The sequence below is a fragment of the Enterococcus sp. DIV0800 genome (assembly GCF_050559735.1).
Lineage (GTDB): Bacteria > Bacillota > Bacilli > Lactobacillales > Enterococcaceae > Enterococcus_A > Enterococcus_A devriesei.
Genome location: NZ_CP187898.1, coordinates 833,069 through 853,845 on the forward strand (window position 1 = coordinate 833,069; position 20,777 = coordinate 853,845).

21 protein-coding genes are annotated in these 20,777 nt (G+C 40.3%); 14 read left to right on the forward strand and 7 right to left on the reverse strand.

The window, feature by feature from the left end:
• Position 1 precedes the first annotated feature (1 nt).
• From IGI54_RS03950 to IGI54_RS03960, 3 genes are all read left to right on the forward strand, one after another.
• A complete protein-coding gene (locus IGI54_RS03950) occupies positions 2–466 on the forward strand; it encodes a PTS sugar transporter subunit IIA (protein ID WP_430621217.1) in 465 nt (154 codons plus the stop codon).
• Between the two features lie 151 nt (positions 467–617).
• Complete coding sequence (gene tsaE / locus IGI54_RS03955; protein WP_430621218.1) at positions 618–1,085, forward strand: tRNA (adenosine(37)-N6)-threonylcarbamoyltransferase complex ATPase subunit type 1 TsaE; 468 nt, start codon at positions 618–620, stop codon at positions 1,083–1,085.
• Positions 1,082–1,603 (forward strand): N-acetyltransferase family protein, encoded by a 522-nt coding sequence (locus IGI54_RS03960; protein WP_430621219.1) that lies wholly within the window; start codon positions 1,082–1,084, stop codon positions 1,601–1,603. Before tsaE ends, IGI54_RS03960 begins: the two co-directional genes overlap by 4 nt.
• Positions 1,604–1,638: 35 nt before the next feature.
• Here the strand turns inward: IGI54_RS03960 and IGI54_RS03965 are convergent, their stop codons facing one another.
• Positions 1,639–2,172, reverse strand: a complete 534-nt coding sequence (locus IGI54_RS03965) for a 3'-5' exonuclease (protein ID WP_430621220.1) — start codon at positions 2,170–2,172, stop codon at positions 1,639–1,641.
• Between the two features lie 75 nt (positions 2,173–2,247).
• Positions 2,248–3,003 (reverse strand): exodeoxyribonuclease III, encoded by a 756-nt coding sequence (locus IGI54_RS03970; RefSeq protein ID WP_430621221.1) that lies wholly within the window; start codon positions 3,001–3,003, stop codon positions 2,248–2,250.
• Positions 3,004–3,117: 114 nt separating this feature from the next.
• Between IGI54_RS03970 and IGI54_RS03975 the strand changes: the two genes are divergently transcribed.
• Together IGI54_RS03975 and murB are read left to right on the forward strand one after the other, a co-directional pair.
• A complete protein-coding gene (locus tag IGI54_RS03975; RefSeq protein WP_430621222.1) occupies positions 3,118–4,029 on the forward strand; it encodes a Gfo/Idh/MocA family protein in 912 nt (303 codons plus the stop codon).
• 94 nt (positions 4,030–4,123) lie between these two features.
• Positions 4,124–5,020: a UDP-N-acetylmuramate dehydrogenase gene (gene murB, locus IGI54_RS03980; protein WP_430621474.1), complete on the forward strand. Its 897-nt coding sequence runs from the start codon at positions 4,124–4,126 to the stop codon at positions 5,018–5,020.
• A 44-nt stretch (positions 5,021–5,064) separates the two neighbouring features.
• On the opposite strand, the gene IGI54_RS03985 is transcribed toward murB, so the two are convergent.
• The 4 genes from IGI54_RS03985 to IGI54_RS04000 form a co-directional block, all read right to left on the reverse strand.
• Entirely contained in the window at positions 5,065–5,688 is a 624-nt protein-coding gene (locus tag IGI54_RS03985) for an ECF transporter S component (protein WP_084133313.1), read from the reverse strand.
• Between the two features lie 3 nt (positions 5,689–5,691).
• Positions 5,692–6,234, reverse strand: coding sequence for a phosphopantothenoylcysteine decarboxylase (gene coaC, locus IGI54_RS03990; protein ID WP_430621223.1), 543 nt, complete (start codon positions 6,232–6,234; stop codon positions 5,692–5,694).
• Entirely contained in the window at positions 6,231–6,956 is a 726-nt protein-coding gene (locus tag IGI54_RS03995) for a phosphopantothenate--cysteine ligase (protein ID WP_071863305.1), read from the reverse strand. The genes coaC and IGI54_RS03995 overlap by 4 nt, the downstream gene beginning before the upstream one ends.
• Before the next feature lie 89 nt (positions 6,957–7,045).
• The gene (locus IGI54_RS04000) at positions 7,046–8,032 is read right to left on the reverse strand and encodes a YhdH/YhfP family quinone oxidoreductase (protein WP_430621224.1); all 987 of its coding nucleotides are present in this window, start codon (positions 8,030–8,032) and stop codon (positions 7,046–7,048) included.
• Positions 8,033–8,375: 343 nt separating this feature from the next.
• Here IGI54_RS04000 and IGI54_RS04005 point away from each other — a divergent pair, with 343 nt between their 5' ends.
• The 8 genes from IGI54_RS04005 (at position 8,376) to IGI54_RS04040 (ending at position 18,371) form a co-directional block, all read left to right on the forward strand.
• Complete coding sequence (locus IGI54_RS04005; protein ID WP_071863307.1) at positions 8,376–8,918, forward strand: helix-turn-helix domain-containing protein; 543 nt, start codon at positions 8,376–8,378, stop codon at positions 8,916–8,918.
• A gap of 17 nt (positions 8,919–8,935) precedes the next feature.
• Positions 8,936–10,024 carry an ABC transporter ATP-binding protein gene (locus tag IGI54_RS04010; RefSeq protein ID WP_313630308.1) on the forward strand — a complete coding sequence of 363 codons (1,089 nt, stop codon included), beginning with the start codon at positions 8,936–8,938 and terminating at the stop codon, positions 10,022–10,024.
• Between the two features lie 15 nt (positions 10,025–10,039).
• On the forward strand, positions 10,040–10,849 hold the full coding sequence (locus tag IGI54_RS04015) for an ABC transporter permease (protein WP_311901308.1): 810 nt from the start codon (positions 10,040–10,042) through the stop codon (positions 10,847–10,849).
• Positions 10,846–11,691 carry an ABC transporter permease gene (locus IGI54_RS04020; protein ID WP_430621225.1) on the forward strand — a complete coding sequence of 282 codons (846 nt, stop codon included), beginning with the start codon at positions 10,846–10,848 and terminating at the stop codon, positions 11,689–11,691. The genes IGI54_RS04015 and IGI54_RS04020 overlap by 4 nt, the downstream gene beginning before the upstream one ends.
• Positions 11,688–12,758, forward strand: a complete 1,071-nt coding sequence (locus IGI54_RS04025; protein WP_430621226.1) for an ABC transporter substrate-binding protein — start codon at positions 11,688–11,690, stop codon at positions 12,756–12,758. Before IGI54_RS04020 ends, IGI54_RS04025 begins: the two co-directional genes overlap by 4 nt.
• A 373-nt stretch (positions 12,759–13,131) precedes the next feature.
• On the forward strand, positions 13,132–15,792 hold the full coding sequence (locus tag IGI54_RS04030; RefSeq protein ID WP_430621227.1) for an HAD-IC family P-type ATPase: 2,661 nt from the start codon (positions 13,132–13,134) through the stop codon (positions 15,790–15,792).
• Positions 15,793–16,015: 223 nt separating this feature from the next.
• The gene (locus IGI54_RS04035; protein WP_430621228.1) at positions 16,016–16,777 is read left to right on the forward strand and encodes a DeoR/GlpR family DNA-binding transcription regulator; all 762 of its coding nucleotides are present in this window, start codon (positions 16,016–16,018) and stop codon (positions 16,775–16,777) included.
• Between the two features lie 211 nt (positions 16,778–16,988).
• Positions 16,989–18,371 (forward strand): M24 family metallopeptidase, encoded by a 1,383-nt coding sequence (locus IGI54_RS04040; protein ID WP_430621229.1) that lies wholly within the window; start codon positions 16,989–16,991, stop codon positions 18,369–18,371.
• Positions 18,372–18,628: 257 nt separating this feature from the next.
• Here the strand turns inward: IGI54_RS04040 and IGI54_RS04045 are convergent, their stop codons facing one another.
• Positions 18,629–19,480, reverse strand: coding sequence for a MurR/RpiR family transcriptional regulator (locus IGI54_RS04045; protein WP_430621230.1), 852 nt, complete (start codon positions 19,478–19,480; stop codon positions 18,629–18,631).
• Positions 19,481–19,767: 287 nt separating this feature from the next.
• Here IGI54_RS04045 and IGI54_RS04050 point away from each other — a divergent pair, with 287 nt between their 5' ends.
• Positions 19,768–20,766: a D-isomer specific 2-hydroxyacid dehydrogenase family protein gene (locus IGI54_RS04050; RefSeq protein ID WP_430621231.1), complete on the forward strand. Its 999-nt coding sequence runs from the start codon at positions 19,768–19,770 to the stop codon at positions 20,764–20,766.
• Positions 20,767–20,777 lie beyond the last annotated feature (11 nt).

Sequence of the window (20,777 nt, forward strand, 5' to 3'; positions counted from 1 at the left end):
AATGTTTTCATTGTTTAAAAAGAAGACCCCTGCTATTTTTAGTCCGGCGGAAGGTCAATTGATTCCGCTGTCTGAGGTCAATGATCCGGTTTTCGCACAAGGCATGATGGGACCAGGATTTGCGGTGGAGCCAATAAGTGATGAATTATTTTCACCAGTCAATGGCAAGGTAATCAGTATTTTTCCTACTAAACATGCAATTGGGATCGAAAGGGAAGATGGTAAAGAGCTACTGATCCATATTGGAATTGATACGGTTGAATTGAATGGCGAAGGCTTTGATATTCTTGTTAAGGAATCAGATAAGGTAAATCCGCAAACTAAAATAGCGGTGGTGGATCGTGAATTTTTAAAAGCGCAAGGCAAAGAAAGCACAATCATGGTTTTATTTCCTGGGGATACGGATCATTATACGATCCAGTCAAAAGTCGTTCAAAAGGCTGAAGAGGTCTCTTTAAACGAGTAATTCCTTTCAGGATTCTTCAAAAATAATATGCAACTAACTGGCAAGAATTCCTTTCACGGTTTCTTGCTTTTTTTGGTTTTATATAACGAATTCCTTTTCTCACAGCTCACAAATCGGTATACTGATGGGTGTAGAAAAGAGGGGAATCAGCGTGATAACGTTAATAGATACAGCAGCAACTGAAGAATTAGGAAAGATCATTGGCGCGGCGGCTGAGCCTAGCGATAATTTAGTCTTGACCGGCGACCTTGGAGCGGGAAAAACGACCTTGACGAAGGGGATCGCTTTAGGTTTAGGGATCGATCAAATGATCAAGAGTCCGACGTATACAATCATTCGCGAATATCAGCAAGGGCGTTTACCGCTTTATCATATGGATGTGTATCGAATCGAAGGGGGAGCGGACGATCTCGGTTTAGATGATTATTTTGAGGGCGATGGGCTTTCAGTAATCGAGTGGGGCCGACAACTAGGGGAATACGTGCCGGAGGATTATTTGGAGTTGATTCTTTCTAAGGATGAACAGGATGAGAATCTGCGCCGAGTCGAATTAACACCTCATGGAACAGCGGCGAAAAACTTTCAAGTGCGCATCATGGAAGCGTGGGAAGAAAAATGAGTGAAGTAGAGATTACTTTACGTGAAGCGATTCCCGTGGACGAAAAAGAAATATTACAAGTCAGCCGCCAAATCGCGGAGGAGACGGATTTTTTGATCATGGATGAAGCTGGGCTGGGACTTAGCGAAGAATTATTGAGTCTGCAGTTAGCTGATCTCTACGAAAGTGAAAATAATCTATTGTTAGTAGCGTTAGCGGATGAAAAGATTGTCGGAATGGCTTCTGTTAAAGCAGCACCAGAATTTACGGTCTCTCATATTGGCGAACTAGGGATCAGTGTCTTAAAAGAATTTTGGGGCATTGGTTTAGGCTCTACATTATTGGATGAGGTGATCTATTGGTGCGAAACTGTTTCGCCGTTAGCTCGATTAGAATTGACCGTGCAAAAAAGAAATGAACGAGCGATCCACTTGTACCAAAAATTTGGTTTTGAGATGGAAGCAATCATGCAACGAGGGGCACGAGACTCACAAGGAGCGTTCTTGGATGTTTTATTAATGAGTAAATTGATCAACTAAAAAAAGACTGTTCATCGAGAACAGTCTTCGTTTTATCACATCGGTAAAACTAATTTTTTTAAAGGGTCGACCCCAAAATGATCTTCTTGATAAAGCAGGATCTTCGCACAGGCGCGGCTATCTTCCAACGCATCGTGGTGATGTTCCAAAGGGATCGCCAATTCGTCACAGACCGTGTTCAAACGATGATTAGGCATCTCTGGAAATAGCTTACGGCTTGTCCGCACGGTACAGAGGGAAAGATAGGATGGCTGCTGAATGCGATAGTAATCAAGGCAGCCTGCTAAAACTTTCGTATCAAAGCCAGCGTTATGAGCGACAATCAAGCGGTTTTCTCGATAGTATTGTTTAATTTCTTGCCATACATCTGGGAATTTCGGCGCTTCAGCCACGTCTTCGGGATGAATTCCGTGAATTTGGATATTTTTCCAGAAGAAGTCTGTCTCAGGTTTGATCAACGAATAGTATTCGCCGACGATTTGACTATTTTTTACCATAACTAAAGCTAACGAGCAGGCGCTATGTGCCTCGTAAGTCGCTGTTTCAAAGTCCATTGCGATAAAATTCAATTGATTCACCTCTTCGCCATTGTTTTAACATATTTTTTTCTATGTGTCTGTTTTAATGGACCAGCTTTACTCTTTTTAAAGATTAATGTCTAATTCAACGGGACAATGATCGCTGCCAAAGATTTCTGTATGGATTTTTGCGTCTTGCAACTTGTCTTTCAAATCTTCGGAAACGACAAAATAGTCGATCCGCCATCCGGCATTGTTTTTGCGGGCATTGAAGCGGTAGCTCCACCAAGAATAAATGCCTTCTTGATCGGGATAGAAGTGACGGAAGGTATCAATATAGCCATTCTCTAATAAGATACTGAATTTTTCACGTTCTTGCGGAGTGAAGCCGGCATTTTTCTGATTGGTCTTCCAATTTTTTAAATCGATATTTTCATGGGCGACATTCAAATCACCACAGAAGATCACCGGTTTCTTTTCCTTTAGGCTATTGAGATAATTTAGGAAGGCTTCTTCCCAAGTCATCCGATAGTCTAGTCGTTTCAATTCATTTTGCGAATTTGGCGTATAACAAGTGATGACAAAATATTCGGGGTATTCCAGCGTGATCAGGCGGCCTTCTTGATCGTGTTCTTCGATGCCTAAACCATAGGTCACATTCAGCGGTTCGTGCTTGGTAAAAATGGCCGTACCAGAGTAGCCTTTTTTCTCGGCATAATTCCAATACTCATAATAGCCGGGTAGATCCATTTCGATTTGACCAGCTTGCAGTTTAGTTTCTTGTAGACAGAAAAAATCAGCGTCCAACTTATTGAAGTCTTCCATAAAATTCTTTTTCATCACGGCTCGCAAGCCGTTGACGTTCCAAGAAATTAATTTCATTATCCATTCCTCCGTAACATTTGAGATGAGTTAATTGTAACGAAAAAAGGCAATAAAGCAAAGTTGCCGGTCTAGCATTTCATCAAAAAAAACGATCAAAAAGGAGTCTTAACTATGAAAATCGGAGTTATCGGCATCGGGGGTATCGCCCAAAAAGCCTACTTACCAACCTACGCGGAAATGCGTGATCAGGCAGAATTTATTTTTGCTACGCGAAATGAAGCGACGCGCAAAAAAATTGCGGATGAATACAGTTTTGCCAAAACAGTTGTTACCATTGACGAGCTTTTAGCGGAAAAAATCACCGCTTGTTTTATTCATGCGGCGACAAAGGTTCATTTTGAGCTGGCAAAAAAATGTTTGGAGGCCGGTGTAGCAGTTTTCATGGATAAACCAGTTAGTGAAAATTATCAAGAAGTTCAAGCGTTGGATGACTTAGCTAAAGAAAAAGAACTGTTATTCATGGTAGGTTTTAATCGCCGGTTTGCACCAATGGTCGAGCAGTTGAAACAGTTGCCAGAAAAACGAGTAATCCAGTTGCAAAAAAATGAGCCGAGTCATGGGATGGATTCGCAATATGGAATCTATGATTTATTTATTCATTTAGTGGATACAGCGGTGTACTTACTGGATGATGAGATCATGAGTGTTCATTCTAAGCTTCGTGAAGAAAAAGGGCAGATGGTCTATGCGCAAATGCAGCTTTCCACGGCCACAACTGAATGTATTTTGTCGATGGATCTGATGAGCGGTGGTAAGCTGGAACGCTATCAAGTCAGCTCGCCGGAACAAACGATGGTTTTGGAGCAGCTAACTGATCTAAAGATCAAACGGGGACAAATAGAAGAAGTACACCGCTTTGGCGATTGGACCACAACTTTAGAAAAACGCGGCTTCCAACAACTAGTCCAAACATTTATTGCGGCTTTGCAGGGGAAGGCTGTCGATTTGCGTCAAGAAAATGTTTTGCTTAGTCATGAATTATGTGCCCAAATGTTGCGTCAGCATATTCGCCACCAACTATAAGGGGTGGTAAGATTTTTTACCACGTGCTAAAATAGCAAAGATGTTTGAAAAATTTATCCGTATCGAAGGAGAAGGGCTTATCAAAGTGAAAACAATGGAATTAACGAAGGCTTTACCTAATTTGAAAATCCTTTTGGATGAACCTTTAATGAATTATACCTTTACAAAAACCGGCGGTCCCGTGGACGCTCTAGCATTTCCCAAAGACAATGATGATGTAAAGGCATTAGTGGATTATTGTCGTGAACAGGCTATTCCGTGGATTGTGTTAGGCAATGCCAGCAATTTGATCGTCAGAGATGGCGGTATTCGTGGTGTAGTGATCATGCTAACAGAAATGACCACGATTCGGGTCGAAGAGAATGTAATTACGGCGCAAGCCGGAGCGAAATTAATCGATACCACTTATGTGGCGTTGGATCATTCCTTGACCGGCTTCGAATTTGCCTGTGGGATTCCTGGAAGTATCGGCGGTGCGGTCTTTATGAACGCCGGCGCGTATGACGGACAACTGCAAGATGTTTTTGAGTCAGCGGATATTTTATTAGCCGATGGCACCATCGAAACATGGAGCAACAGTGATATGAATTTTGCTTATCGTCACTCAACGGTCCAAGAACAACCAGCTATCGTTTTAACCGCTCGTTTTAAATTAATGGCTGGCGACACGGTTCAAATCGAAAAACGGATGAAAGAGCTGACTGAATTGCGTCAGTTGAAGCAGCCCTTGGAATATCCATCATGCGGCAGTGTCTTCAAACGGCCAGTGGGTCATTTCACTGGGAAATTAATTCAAGATGCGGACTTGCAAGGCTTAGTTTGGGGCGGCGCGCAAATTTCTGAGAAACACGCGGGCTTCATTGTCAATATCAACAATGCGACAGCGACCGATTATATTGAATTAATTGCCCATATCCAAAAAACGATCAAAGAAAAATTTGACGTGACTTTAGAAACCGAAGTCCGGATCATTGGCGAAGAGCCTAAATAAAAAATGCGTGCTAGAAAGCTGAAACAGCTACTAGCACGCATTTTTTATTTTTTCATTAAACGTAATAATACGGCACAGACACCCATCGTTGCGATGCCGGCGACGATGGCTTCAACCAAGCCACTGCCGAAAATAATGCCTAAGATGACACCGTAGACGGCGTTGGCAGTTACTTGCAATACGTCAGCATAGCTGTCTTTAAAGAAAAAGAAAATCAAGTTCATGACTAAGATCGTGTTTGTCATAGACCCCGCCAAGCCAGCGATGAATAGACTGACAGGACGTGCTTTTTCTTTCATGAAATGATGCAATCCTTTATAAACAAAGTAAGGAATGACCCCAATCAAAATTCGAGGAATAATAGCGACGATAACAGCCCGCCAGTCACCGTGATTCGTCAATGGATTGGCAATAAAAGGCGAAAAGACAAAGGACATCGGTGTGATTACAACCGTGGCACGAGCCAAGCTGATTACGCCGAAGACGGCACCTAGTCCAGCGCCAATCCGCGGACCTAAAATAATCGAGGCGATGATCACCGGAATATGCATGGTGGTAGCGTTGATTGGTCCGATAGGAATAAAACCTAAAGGGGTCACCGCTAAAATAATCATGATGGCTAAAAACATGGCAGTCAAAGTAAAGCTTTTAACATTTTGGTCTTTCATTAGTTACTCCTTTAATGTCGTATTTACAGCATGAATAATATCTGAAACGTTCGCTAGCGCACCACGGCCGTAATCTCCGCAAGCTAGCAGGGCTTCTCGCGGTTCGATTTCTTGGTAACCAACTTCTTTCAAGGTCGTTAAGTTGCGTTGAACGATCGGGTTTTGATACATATACGTATTCATTGCCGGCGCGATGATTTTGGGTGTTTCAGGCAACAGGGCTAAAGCAACGGTTGATAATAGATCATCAGCGATTCCATTAGCCAGTTTTCCAACGGTGTTGGCAGAAGCCGGAGCAACTAAAAACAAATCGGCCGTTTTGGCTAAAGCGATATGGTTGATCAAGGCCGCATCTGGTTCTTCCATCACATCAAGATGAACCCGCCGATGGGAGAGGGATTGAATCGTTAAAGGAGTAATAAATTCAGTACTGCTTTTGGTCATGATCGCATCTACTTTATACCCCATTTTAGTTAACTGGTTAGTGATGTCAGCTGCTTTATAAGCAGAGATACTACCACTGACTCCTAATAAAATAGTTTTCATTTCTTTTCCTCCAACTCCAAGACTTCTTTTTTGATTAATTCAGCGATCTCCGTTTTGGTATGGGCCTCTTTGACTTTTTGCTGCTGGTTGATTAGATAACCGTGATGTTTTTCACCGTAAATTTCTGTTAAGTCATTGGCTAAAATAAAATCAGCATGATTTTTTTCGAGACTTTTTTTCGCTACATTCAATAATTCGATCATCGGTACATCTACCAACAACTTAAAGCCAACTAAGATCGTGTCCGGCTGTAATTGTTTGATCAATGAAATGATTTTAGGATTCTTCTTCAAAACGATCACTAAATGATCAGTGTCAGAAGAAATTTTTTTCTCAGTCCGCTGCGCTTCAAGCTTAGCCAGTTCTGCTGGCAAATCGCTTGGCTGCTTGGCGAAGGCTGTTTCTAAATCTTCCAGCGTGACGGAGCTTTCTGGTGTAAAATCACTGACTGCCATACTATGGATAACTGCGTCATAATTATTTTCGGACATTAACGCTTTTAACATTCGTTCTAAATCTGCGGTTGTTTCAATATAGTGAGGATGGATGTTCTCATCTTCGACTTTGACCGCCTGCCGGGTTGTGATCAGATCGATCGTTGCACCGTCAGCAGCGAAGGTTTTGGCGATTGCTTTACCTAGTTTGCCACTGGAATGATTCGTGATGGCTCGTACATCGTCGATTTTTTCAGATGTTCCCCCGGAAGTAATGAGAATTCTCATACTTGATTTCCTCCTAGTTTATATAGTTTCTAATAAAGAATTCACTTCTTTTAAACATAAAACTCGTCTAAATCTTCGACCAACGCTGACTAAGCTTCTAAATCAACAATGGTTCGACCAACATGTTTGCCAGCTAATAAGGCATCCGCGATAGCGGGAACTTGTTCTAACGTGATTTCTTGAACGGCTACGTCCGCTGGTAAAGTCCATTCATCAGCCATTTTTTGCCAAAGCTTTTGTCGTTGGCTCATGGAAGCTTCCACTGAGTCGATGCCCAATAAATTAACACCTCGCAAAATAAAAGGCAAGACAGTTGTCGTTAACTTGATTCCACCGGCATTGCCACATAAAGCTAAGCTGCCACCATAATTAACGAAAGGTAAAACTTTGGCTAATGTGTCACCCCCGACCGTATCTACGACAAAATCAGTGAGCTGTTTATTTAACGGACGATTTTTTTCTGGAAATAATTCGGCTGGCGAGACAATAGAGGTCGCCCCCAATTTGGTCAAATAATCTTTTTGATCTTCTTTGCGACTTAAAGCGATGATTTCTTCGCATCCGATTTGTTTTAGAAAGTGAATGGCAAAGCTGCCAACACCACCGGTTGCCCCAGTGACAAGGACACGACTATCCGCAGTCAATCCATGCTTCTGCAAAGCATCCACGGCAAGAGCAGCGGTGAAGCCGGCAGTTCCAAAGGTCATTACTTGTTTTTCATCCAGACCTGCAGGGATTTTCACACACCAGGCAGCTGGCACGACTTGCAGCTGACTTAAACCGCCATCTTGTTTCACACCTAAGCCATAGCCGGTAACTAAAACGGAATCACCTGGTTGAAGATTGGGGTCATTTGAAGTCAAAATTTTCCCGGCAAGATCGATCCCCGGTGTCATCGGATAATCACGAAGCACGCCGGTATTGGCTTTTGTTGCTAGGGCATCCTTATAATTGATGCCAGAATAGCGAACAGCAATTAAAACTTCGCCTTCATCAATTTCAGGTTTCGCAAAGGTTTCTATTTCAGTGTGAACGGTCTCATCATTTAACACTCGTAAACGGCGGTATTCAGCCATACTATCCCTCCTAAAATTAAAAAACAATTCAATCAGTCATCATAAAATGTGGGGAATTCAAAAGTTAGGAATCCCCAACTATTAATAGTACTACGTTTTTCAAGGTCGAATTATCGCTAATGATTTAAAAAAACAGCAGACAATTCGGTTACTATATATCTTAGCGGAAATGAAAGAAAAAGCAAACTTCTTTTCTTCCTAATTTTCCATGAAAAGCGCAAAAGAAAAATTTTTCAAAATGCTTGATTTTTAGATAAAACTTCGTATACTAGAAAAGGTGCTATTAAACAATAAGTTTACTAATAGAAAACTTATTTTATAAAAACAATTAGAGGTGACGGCCATGGAGATCGGCGAGAAGCTGCGTAATTTACGAATTCAAAAAAATTTAACACAAGAAGAGTTAGGCGAACGAACAGATCTATCCAAGGGATACATCTCTCAATTAGAACGTGACCTAAGCTCTCCTTCAATGGAGACTTTTTTTGATATTTTAGAAGTTTTAGGCATCACTCCTGCAGAATTTTTCAAGCAAAAAACGGGTGAACGAAAAATCGTTTATAAAGATGAGGACACAACTTTTTACAGTGATGAAGAACACGGCTATCATATTAAGTGGTTGATTCCTGAATCTAATGAAAAAGAGATGGAGCCGATTTTATTGACCTTAGATAAAAAAGGCCAGTATAAACAATTTACTCCATCACTCTCTGAAACGTTTATTTATGTCTTGGAAGGAAAAGTCGCTTTGCAATTTGGCGAAACTTTGTATCAAGCAGAAAAAGGGGAAAGTATTTATTATGAGGCCAGCAAACCCCACCGGCTGCAAAACCAAGCGGCGGGGATCAGTAAAGTGTTGATCGTCGCAACAGAATCCTATTTATAGAAGAAGGACGTGAAGTCATGGCAAACACAATTATTTCTTTTAAAGATGTCGTCAAACAATACGACGAAGATGATCCGGTATTGAAAAAAATAAATTTTGATATTGAGGAAGGGCGTTTTTATACGTTATTAGGACCTTCAGGCTGTGGGAAAACAACGATTTTAAGAATCATTGCCGGTTTCACAGATGTTAGTGAGGGCGATATTTTTTTTGAGGGGAAACGGATGAATGATATCCCTGCGAATAAACGCCAAGTCAATACCGTCTTTCAAGACTATGCCTTGTTTCCTCATATGAATGTTTTTGATAATGTCGCTTTCGGATTGAAAATCAAAAAAATGTCTAAAAAGGATATCGAGAAAAAAGTTTTAGAAGCCTTGAAGCTAGTTCAATTACCTGGCTATGAAAATCGCGAGATCACCGAAATGTCTGGTGGTCAGCGGCAACGGGTCGCAATTGCCCGTGCCATTGTCAATGAACCAAAAATTTTATTATTAGATGAACCCTTGTCTGCGTTAGATTTAAAACTACGGACAGATATGCAATATGAATTACGAGCACTTCAAAAACGTTTGGGGATTACGTTTATTTTCGTGACCCACGACCAAGAAGAAGCTTTAGCGATGAGTGATGAAATCTTTGTAATGAATAAAGGGAAGATCGTGCAAAGTGGGACACCCGTCGATATTTATGATGAACCGATCAATCATTTTGTGGCGGATTTTGTTGGCGAAAGTAATATCGTTGCCGGTGAGATGGTTGAAGATAATCTAGTGAAGTTTGTCGGTAAGACGTTTGAATGTGTCGATGGTGGAATGCGTCCCAATGAACCGGTCGAAGTGGTTTTACGTCCGGAAGATTTAAGCTTAACGACACCAGAAAACGGCAAACTAGTCGTGACTGTTGATACGCAATTGTTCCGTGGCGTGCATTATGAAATGAATTGTATTGACGCGGATGGCAACGAGTGGATGGTGCATTCGACTAAAAAAGCCAAAAAAGGCAGCAAGGTCGGCTTGTACTTTGAACCAGAAGATATCCACGTCATGCGTTTCAATGAAAGTGAAGAAGATTTCGAAGCGCGTTTAGACAGCTATGAGGATTAGAAAGGGGAGTATTTAATGAAAAATATGCGTCGTTTTTACTCTATCCCTTATTTTTTCTGGCTGCTATTTTTTGTTATCGCGCCGGTGATTTTGATTGTTTATCAATCTTTCTTTGATATGAATGGTCATTTTACTCTAGCCAATTACCATACGTATCTAACTTCTAAAACCTATTTGATGATGACGGTCAATTCGGTACTGTTTGCTTTCTTGATTACCTTGATGACACTTTTGATTAGTTATCCCACGGCTTATTTTTTAGCAAAATTAAAGCATCGGCAATTATTATTGCTATTAGTCGTTTTACCAACGTGGATCAATTTACTATTGAAAGCCTATGCCTTTATCGGAATCTTTAGTGCCAATGGATCAGTTAATGATTTTTTAAGCTTCATTGGGATCGGACAAAAGCAGCTTTTGTTTACCGACTTTAGTTTTATGTTTGTCGCGGCTTACATCGAGCTGCCGTTTATGATCATGCCGATTTTTAACGCATTAGAAGAAATCAATCCTTCGTTGATTAGCGCCAGTCGTGATCTTGGAGCGAATAATGTTGATACGTTTCGTCGCGTGATCTTTCCGCTGTCATTGAACGGAGTAAAAAGTGGCGTGCAGGCTGTCTTCATCCCGTCGCTTTCTTTATTCATGTTGACTCGTTTAATCGGCGGGAATCGAGTGATTACGTTAGGGACAGCGATTGAGGAGCATTTCTTAGTGACTCAAAACTGGGGAATGGGTTCAACGATTGGTGTGATCTTGATTGTCGCGATGTTCATCGTGATGATGCTGACAGGTGAGAAAAGAAAAGGAGGCCGGGTAAAATGAGAAGAAGCAAGTTTTCTTGGTCAACTATTTATTTGATTTTTGTGTTTGTCTTATTGTATATTCCGATTTTCTATTTGATTTTTTATTCCTTTAATCAAGGTGGAAATATGAGTTCCTTCACCGGCTTCACCTGGGAACACTATCAGAATTTGTTTTCAGATCGTCGTTTAATTAGTATCGTCGTGCAAACATTTGTCTTAGCTTTTTTATCAGCTTTGCTAGCGACTGTGATTGGGACTTTTGGCGCAATGGGGATTTATTATACGAGAAAACGCAATTCACGGAATGTGTTATTAGGACTGAATAACATTTTAATGGTGTCGCCAGACGTTATTATCGGTGCCAGCTTTTTGATTTTGTTCACCATGCTGGGAGGCGTCTTGAAAAACTTCCAGCTGGGCTTTGTCAGTGTCTTGCTGTCCCATGTCGCCTTTAGTATTCCGATCGTCGTGTTGATGGTCTTACCGAAGCTAAAGGAAATGAATGATTCAATGATCGATGCGGCACGAGATTTAGGGGCTAATAATTTTCAAGTGTTAAGCAATATCATCTTGCCCTTTTTAACACCGGGAATCATTGCAGGTTATTTCATGGCCTTTACTTATTCACTTGATGATTTTGCTGTGACCTTCTTTGTGACCGGGAATGGCTTTACAACACTATCCGTGGAAATCTATTCGCGGGCACGACAAGGAATCAGCTTAGAAATCAACGCCTTATCGACCCTTGTGTTTATTTTCTCTTTATTATTAGTCGTGGGCTATTACTTTATCAGTCGCGATACGTCGAAAAAGGCACGGAAACGAAAACGAGAATTTGAGGAGGTGGCGGTACTAAAATGAGAAAGCTGCAGTCCTTTATTATTGGTGTCGTCGCCATCATTTTATTGTTGACTTTCGTCGTGGTGCGTTTGAATCATTCGTCTAACGCGGGTTCTAAAGTGTTGAACATCTATAATTGGGGCGATTACATCGATCCCGATTTGATCAAGCAATTTGAAAAAGAATACGGCTATAAAGTCAATTACGAAACCTTTGACTCAAATGAAGCGATGGAAGCTAAGATCAAGCAAGGCGGGACCGCCTATGACATCGCGATCCCCAGTGAATACATGATCCAAAAAATGAAAAAAGAAAAATTATTGCTACCATTGGATCATACAAAGATTCACGGCTTAGAAAATATTGATCCGCGCTTTCTAAATTTGGATTTTGACCAGAACAATCAATACTCGATCCCCTATTTCTGGGGCACATTAGGAATCGTTTATAATGATAAGTTTGTTTCCAGTGACAAGATCAAACATTGGGAAGACCTGTGGCGGCCTGAATTAAAAAATAATATTATGCTGATTGATGGTGCGCGGGAAGTGATGGGGCTATCTTTGACCACATTAGGCTATTCTATTAATAGTAAAAAGATGCCTCAATTAAATCAAGCTATCAACAAATTAAGCAGCTTAACTCCCAATGTCAAAGCGATTGTCGCTGATGAAATTAAGATGTATATGGCAAACGAAGAAAGTGCGGTAGCGGTGACCTTCTCCGGCGAAGCGGCCGATATGATGTCAGAAAATAAGCACTTGCACTATGTGATCCCACCGGAAGGTTCGAACCTCTGGTTTGATAATATCGTGATCCCTAAGACTTCGAAGAATCAAACGGGGGCATACGACTTTATCAACTTTATGCTAAAACCAGAAAATGCCAAACAAAATGCTGAATACATCGGCTATTCGACCCCGAATAAAAAAGCTTTGGCAATGCTGCCGAAAAGTATCTCTGGTGACAAACAATTCTATCCTGACGATCAAACGATCAGTCATCTGGAAGTCTATAAAGATTTAGGACCGAAGTATTTGGGGATTTATAATGATTTGTATTTGGAATTTAAGATGTATCGGAAATGATGGTAAATTGAGTGTTGGTTTAAGAAGATTAGGATGAAAACTAATCTGTCTGATTTTTGATCTACTAGCATAGTGAGCGTAACAAAATAATTTTTCTAACATCAAAAGGACCTCGAATAAACGAGGTCCTTTTTTATGTTAATTTTTTTTAGCATTTTTATTAAAGAAACTCTAGTTATTTGACTTGTAAACACCTGTTTGCTATTTTTGACTTAACAAGTAATGGAGGTGAGTGGCGCATGGATTCTGACGCCGGTGAGACGTCGTTATTAAAGCAGAAGATTCCTTATTTTCAAAGAGAATAGCTTATTCTGGTGCGTTGTATACACAAGGTGCTTTTTTAGCGTAGGTAAAAATAAGGAGAAGAGAACGAATGCAGGAAGATCATTATAAGAGTATCGAACAATTGAGGGAAGATTATCCAAACAAAGATTTCGAGCAAGGGCTGACTAACAGCGAAGCCCAGAGACGTTTAGCAGAAAATGGTCCAAATAAGTTAGAAACCAAAAAAGTTTCAAAGTGGCGGCTGTTTATCCGACAATTTCACAATATGATTATCTACATTTTGCTAGTTGCGGCGCTATTGACCATTTTAATGGGGCATTATTCAGATGCGATAATTATTGGACTGGTGGTAGTGATCAATGCGTTGGTAGGTTATTACCAAGAAGCCAATGCTTCAGATGCCTTAGAAAAAATTCGAGAGATGTTGGCTGTTGAAGCGACTGTTTATCGTGAGGGACAACGAATAGATATTCCTACAGAGGACTTAGTTGTCGGGGATGTTGTTTTCTTAGAAGCTGGGGATAAAGTACCTGCTGATTTGCGAATCGTTGACAGTGATAATTTACGAATTCAAGAAGCTTCTTTGACTGGTGAAGCAGATTCCATTGAAAAGATAGCAGAAGATTTACCGAAAAAGACTGTTCCTTTGGCTGAACAGATCAACCGAGGTTTTGCCTCTACTTCCGTTACTAATGGGAGCGGAGTAGGAGTTGTGACAGCTACCGCAGAACAGACTCAAATCGGACAAATCTCCGCGGAAATTGTTCAAGTAAAAAAACGAAAGTCGCCTTTAATGCAGCAAATCGATGGCTTAGGGAAAGGCGTTTCCTATGTTGTGATTGGAGCTGCTGTTCTCTTATTTGGCTTAGGCCTTTTGCTTGAGACCTATTCCTTGTCTGTCCTATCATTAGCAATCGTAACGATGATTGTTGGCTCGATACCGGAAGGGCTACCCGCTACGACTTCTGTCATTTTAGCCATGGGTGTTAGCGATATGGCGAAGAACAAACACACGATCGTCAAATCACTGCCAGCAGTCGAGACATTGGGATCAGTCGATGTGATCGCTACAGACAAGACTGGGACACTAACTAAAAATGAAATGACTGTAAAGGATATTTTTCTAGCAGATCACCATTATGAAGTTAGTGGAAATGGGTATGAACCGCGAGGAGAAATTTTAGAAAAGGGCCAGGAGATTGCGGGCTCTGAAAAGCTTGAATTATTTTTGGAAGCAGGTTTTCAGGCGAATGACACGCTATTAACCAAGGAAGATGGCCGTTGGGGAATCAACGGTGAGCCGACTGACGGATCATTCTTGACTTTGTACCGTAAATATTATGGTGAGGAACATGAATCACCATACGAAGAAGTTGATATGCTGCCCTTTGATTCAGACTATCGCTATATGGCGAAACTGGTTAAGGATGCAACAGGCAAACAATTGATCTTTATTAAAGGATCTCCGGATAAGTTATTTCCGATGGCTAAAGTTGCAGAAAAGAAATGGACGCAAACGGTAAGAAAATTATCGGCAGCTGGCAAACGTGTAGTAGCAGTAGGCTACAAGGAGGTTTCCAATGAACTAACAGAAATTAGCCATGAAATTCTATTTGAGGGAATCGAGCTGGTTGGCTTAGCTGGAATTATTGATCCACCACGTGAAGAAGTAATTGAATCGCTGAAAGACATGCGTAAAGCAGGAGTCGAAGTAAAAATGATCACAGGAGATCATCCGCTGACTGCCAAAACCATCGGAGAAAAGCTGAGTTTGGCACCAGAAATTCGTGTCATCACCGGTCAAGAATGGGATCAGCTGTCTCAAAGTGAAAAAAAGAAAGCAGCTATCTCCCATCAAGTGTTCGCTCGGACGACGCCTAGAAACAAGCTTGAAATTATCGAGGCTCTTCAGGCTAACGATAAAGTCACTGCTATGACTGGTGATGGGGTCAATGATGCACCTGCTTTGAAGCGGGCGGATATCGGTGTGGCTATGGGGATTGAAGGAACCGATGTAGCCAAAGACTCTGCCGATATGATCTTAACGAACGATCATTTTGCAACGATGTCCATCGCCATTCGTGAAGGCCGTCGAATCTATGACAATATTAAAAAGAGTATCCTTTTTTTACTACCGACCTCCTTTGCGGAAGGATTGATTATTGCCTTTACAATTCTGATGCAGCAAGATATGCCATTACAAGCGACACAACTTTTATGGATCAATATGGTTTCGGCTATCACGATTCAATTCGCTTTTATCTTTGAGCCGGCGGAAGAAAAGATTATGGAACAAGCACCGCAAAAGACAGGTAGTCGTTTGATGAACAAACATGATATTTTTCAAATGGCATATGTGTCGATTCTTATAGCGTTAATTAGTTTGATTGCACATGATTGGTTGTTGAATCAAGGCTTAGACAAAACCACTGCAAGTACAATGATGGTGAATATTATCGTTATTAGTAAAATTTTCTATTTGTTTAATATTCGAACGACTAAATTCGCATTATCAAAAGAATTTTTCAGTAATAAACCAGCTTTTTTGATCATTGGTATAATGGTCATGCTGCAACTATTGTTAACTTACGTGCCGTTTATGCAGCAAGCGTTTCATACCGAGTCAATGAGTTTTATTGAATGGGGAATTACTATTTTAGCCGGGATGTTGATTCTATTAATTACAGAAATAGATAAATGGATTCGCAGTAAACAGCGAAAAACTCAAATGAAAGAACGCTATAGTTAACTAAAAGACTGTACGAGTCAAACTCGTGCAGTCTTTTGCAATGTTTTTCAAGCAGGTCAAAAAAAAGCGATGTATAGATCCTATAATGAAGTAAATAAAGCATTAAAAAAATACTAATTGTTTGAAAGCCGACTTCTTCTGAATGAATCACTTAAAAAGATTACATGAGCGGCTGACCGTGTTAAAATAAATTTTAGTGTAAAGCGTTGAGGAGGAACCTACGTTGAATCAAAGACAACGGCAAGAATGGATCGCCGAAAAAGTAAAAATAAAAGGCAGCATCACCAGCGCTGAAATCGCTGAAGAGTTTGGCATCTCTAAAATGACAGTGGGCAGAGATTTCAAGGAATTAGAAGCCCGTGGGGTGATTCAACTTTTTCATGGCGGAGCGATGTATAAGGATTCCAATATTTTGGAGTATCCGATATCAGTCAAGTCGGATTTATTCGTCAATGAAAAAAAACGGATTGGCCAAAGGGCTGCGGAAGAAATTAGTGATGGTAGTTCGGTCTTTTTGGAGACAGGCACGACGGTTCTTCATGTTGCGTTAGAACTCACGCAGAAGATTGGCTGTAATTATTACACCAATTCGTTACTAGTCATGAATCATCTTTCAAAGGTTGAAAATTTAAGTTTGCATTCAGTTCCAGGCAAATACAGAGAATTATCCGGCGGTTTTTTAGGAATGGAAACACAAAATTATATGAATCATTTATCGTTTGATTATTGCGTTATCGGTGCAGAAGCCGTGGATTCCAATGGTCGAGTGAGTTTGCATAGTGAAGAGGATGCCTTTACGAAACAAGCGGTGATGGCAAGAAGCAAAAAGAAAATTTTGGTTTTCGACCGAAGCAAAATTGACCATGATTATTTATATGGTATTGGTTCCATTTATGATTTTGATATAGTGATCACGGATTATTTAGAGATCTTTGATTTTCTTGCAAACGATCATGAGTCGGAAGGAAATATTTTAGTAGTCTAACCGATTAATCTTTTGTTATTAGAAATAATCGCTGATATAGTAGTCAAAACATTATCCAAGAGGTTCTGGATAATGTTTTTTTAATTTAAACTCTAGACTTTTGTTAAAAAAAGTTACCAAAAGTTGGTTATCGTGTTATTATGTGTTAAATGATGGTTTGTTGTGAGAAAGTACAGATATTGTTGAAGAACTATGTAAAAGGAGAGAAATTATGCGAATAATTACCAAGAAAATTGTGCAGCCAGAATTTACAAAGAATATTGTTCCCGTTGAGTTATCAGATGAAACGATGGCTAAACGAAAAAAGGCTTTACTCGTGGCGATGAAGGAAAAGGAAATTGATACCGTAGTGATTTATGGAGATCGAGAACATGGATCGAACTTCGAATACTTCACTGGATTTATCCCACGGTTTGAAGAAGCTCTTTTAGTTATTCATCAAAATGGGCAGGCCTTTTTATTACTGGGTAATGAAAATACAAAGATGGTACAACATGCTAGATTGGAAACCCAATTGATTCATGTTCCATTCTTTTCTCTACCCAATCAGCCAATGGAGGATGATGCTCCTTTCAAAGATTATTTGACAGAAGCTGGAATTGAGAAAGGACAAAAGGTAGCAGTGATTGGCTGGAAAAATTTCACCTCAGCCGTTGAAGAGAATTATAAATTATTTGATTTGCCTTATTTTATCGTTGATAGCTTAAAGCAGGTGATTAATGATGAAGCAGGGTTAATTAATGGTGCTGATCTATTGATTGGAGCAAATAATGGAATTCGTACGATTAATAACGCGAATGAGATTGCTCACTACGAATATGGCGCAACGTTAGCTGGCATTGGCATCTTAAATACGATGAATAGCGTTGAGCTGGGAAAGACCGAATTAGAATTGGCAGGTAACTTGGCACAATTTGGTCAGCCGAATACAATCACAACCATTTGCGCGACCGGTACTCGTTTTACGAATGCGACGTTGTATCCAAGGAATAAACAAGTTGAGTTGGGAAAGACTTTTTCGACTTCTGTCGGTTATAAAGGCGGACTATCAAGTCGTGCGGCGTATGTTGCCGAAAGTAAGTCAGACTTGCCGGAGGCCGTGTCGGATTATGAAGAGAAGGTAGCGAAACCGTACTATTCTGCTTTTTGTACGTGGCTAGAAAAAATTCATATTGGAATGGCAGCCGGGAAACTTTATGAAGAGATTGAAACGACCTTGCCTCAAGCCGACTATCATTGGAAATTGAATCCAGGTCATTTCGTCGCGGATGAAGAATGGATGTCATCACCGTTTTCAAAAAATGGCAACGCTGAAATCAAAAGCGGACAGCTCTTTCAAATTGATATTATACCGAGAGTAGCGGGCTACGGTGGGACCAGCTGTGAGGATGGCGTGGCGATTGCCGATAGTGAATTGCGTTATGCGTTAGAAACTGAGTATCCAGAAGTCTGGGAGCGAATGGTTCGCAGACGAACGTATTTAAAACAGGTGCTGGGTATCAAGCTTAGAGAAGAAATTCTACCGTTAAATGATGTCTTGGCGTACTATCGACCTTATTTATTGGATCGTGAAACGGCCTTTTGCAAAGAATAATTTTTAATGAAGGACAAGCCAGCGTGTAGTAGCGATTGCGATACCATAGTTTTATAAAAAGATTCCTGATGGATTACTAAACCAAGTAATCCATCAGGAATTTTTTCTATTTCCTTATGAATGTTAAAAAAATAGAAATGATCTTTTTAGTTGCTTAGTCGGTTGACACAATGAAAGCAGGTAAACTTAAGCTATGAAGAAAGTTATGAAAAAAATACCTTTAATTAGTATTTTCAACTAATTCGGAGGTGAGGGTTTTATTTTTCCTTTATTCCTAAGATGACGCTTCGGACTTTAGCGATTGTATCTTGCGCCTGTTCGCGATTATTAAACATCAGTATGACGAAAAGTGAATCAATAATACTTAATTGCGCGATTCGCGAGGCAAGTGCTTCAGAGCGAAATTCAATTTCTTCCGAGATCGAGATAAAAACGACATCCCCTAATTTTGCTAATGGTGAATTTGCTTGACTAGTTACTACGATTATTTTAGCTCCGGCTTTCTTAGCTGCTTCCGCGATGTGGATCGTCTCTTTGGACTTTCCCGAATGGGAGATCAAAATCGCGCAATCTGCTTGTGTTAGCAAAGAGGCTTCCATCAACTGAATATGATAGTCCGTACTGTGTCCTACCGGAATAGGAGAGCGTAAAAACTTATGATAGGCATCTGTAGCGACGATCTCAGAGCCGCCGACACCAAAAAAATAAAGTCTTCTAGATTCGGAGATCAGCTTGATCGCTTTATTTAAATCCGCTTCCTTTAAAAGTTTCCTCGTATCCGTTAATGTTTTCATATTTGAATCAAAAACTTTTTCAGCCATCACTAAAACAGAATCGTCTTTCTGAACATTCTCGTGGATCGTAACGGCAGACAAATCATTCTCCTGTTTCAATAAAGCCAACTTAAAATCTTTGAACCCACTATATCCTAGCGTTTTAGTAAATTGAAAAAAAGTTGAATCGGCAATTCCTAGCTCGGTGGAGAGATCGCTGATTGAACTGTGAGCAACTTTGTCTGGATTTTCTAATATGTAGGTGGCAATGGCCTGCTCTTTAGGACTGAAGTCCTCATACAGCGACTTAATCTGTAAATTAATCGGGCTAGACATTTCTACAACTCCTTTGCAAAGTAAGTGATACCCATAAGATACTAGGTAATCAAAAATAAATCAACAAAAATATTTTTTATTTTTTCTATTTACAAAAAAATATTTTTTTGTATAATAAAGACAGATAGTTGAATGCGTTATCAGAAATCGGTTTCCTGGAATATTTTGTCAGTTTTTAGGATTTTGAAGAAAGGAATGACTCTAAAAGAAGAAAACAGTGTAGCTGTAACGTAGAAGAAAATTCGTTGCGTATGGATGGGTAAGGAAGTTTAAAAGGAGTTTATAAAATGGAAAAATACAAAATTGCGATTGTGAATTCAAGTAGTTTCGGCAAAATTTTTCATGATCAGTTGGATCGACTAAAGCAAATTGGTGAGGTGGATTCATTTACAGTTGATGGGGAGATCGGCGGAAAGGAATTAGCCGAGCTGTTGCAAGGCTACAATATCGTTATTGCAAGTGTCACGCCATTTTTCACGAAGGAATTTTTTGATCATAAGGATGAACTTATTTTAATTACTAGACATGGTATCGGCTATAACAATATTGATATTGAGGCAGCACAAGCACATGATACCCTAGTTTCGATTATCCCAGCTTTAGTAGAACGAGACGCAGTAGCAGAAAATAATATTACCAATTTATTAGCCCTTTTAAGGAAAACAGTTGAAGCTGATTTGAGTGTGAAGAATGACAACTGGGAGGACCGAGCAAATTTTGTTGGCCGAACATTGTTCAATAAAACCGTTGGTGTCATTGGCGTGGGAAATACCGGAAGCTGCGTGGTAGAAACATTGCGTAATGGGTTCCGCTGTAATGTATTAGCTTATGATCCGTATAAGTCAGCGTTACACATTGAAAGCTATGGCGCGAAAAAAGTCGATCTACCTCAGCTATTAAAAGAAGCGGACATCATTTGTCTATGCGCCAGCTTGAACGAAGAAAATTATCACATGATCTCAACAAAAGAAATCGCCCAAATGAAAGACAATGTCTACATTTCTAACAGTGCACGAGGTGCCTTAATCGATGAAGCAGCAGCTGTCAAAGGATTGGAATCAGGAAAAATCGCGGGACTTGCGACGGATGTCTTGGAAGAAGAGCCAGGCCGGCGAGATCATCCGTATTTAACTTTCACCAATGTCGTAATGACACCGCATACTTCGGCATATACAATGGAATGCTTACAAGAAATGGGCGCTAAATGTCTGCGAGATGTTGAGGATGTCGTCACTGGAAAAATTCCTGAGCGAGCAGTTCAGCCATATAGCAAATCTTTCAGTTAAGAAAGAGTAAG